This window comes from Vibrio sp. 378, from assembly GCF_033339435.1.
This window is the reverse complement of the sequence record NZ_JAWOUO010000680.1, coordinates 1-646: the sequence shown is the minus strand read 5'-3', so window position 1 is coordinate 646 and position 646 is coordinate 1. Positions and strand designations below refer to the sequence as shown.

The window sequence follows — 646 nt, the reverse complement described above, 5'->3', positions numbered from 1 at the left end:
CATTACTCGCATTTACTGTCTCAACGATTTTTATGAATCGATGGCAGGTGAGCCGACACGCGGTAAGATCATCGATTTCCATTCTCGTTATAAGCTAACGCTTATGGCGCACCATCCAGAGTCGTATCGATCTTTGGGGCGCTTAGTCGCAGATGTTGCCAACTATGAGATTGACGAGTTTTACCGAGAATACCGATTAGGTCTGATGACGGCGCTATCGAACCGTGCCAGTCGCAAAAACAACACGAATGTGTTGATGCATCTTCAAGGGTATTTCAAACGCTCTCTAAACAAAGATGAAAAAGAAGAACTCGCGACCGTGATTCAAGACTATCGCACTGGCACGCTGCCATTGCTCGCGCCACTAACATTAATTAAACACTATCTAAATGCTTATCCAGATGAATATCTGCAAAAACAGAAGTTTTTAGAGCCACACCCGCAGGAGATGAGATTACGCTATGGTTTGTAGTTCAGAAGAAAAACTATACGCAATTCGAGATGTTGCAGAGATTACGGGCGTTAAGCCTGTGACGCTGAGAGCTTGGCAAAGACGCTATAACCTAATCCAACCACAAAGAACGGAAAAAGGGCATCGCTTATATTGTCAGCAAGATCTCGATACGATTCGTGAAATTCAAGGTTG

At 44.1% G+C, this 646-nt stretch carries 2 protein-coding genes; both read left to right on the top strand.

From position 1 onward, the window contains the following. The coding region (locus tag R7Q48_RS28235) for a YbgA family protein (protein ID WP_318133625.1) at positions 1–472 on the top strand (472 nt) is incomplete at its 5' end. Then, on the top strand, positions 462–646 hold a 185-nt coding region (locus R7Q48_RS28230; RefSeq protein ID WP_318133623.1), incomplete at its 3' end, for a MerR family transcriptional regulator. The genes R7Q48_RS28235 and R7Q48_RS28230, both read left to right, overlap by 11 nt.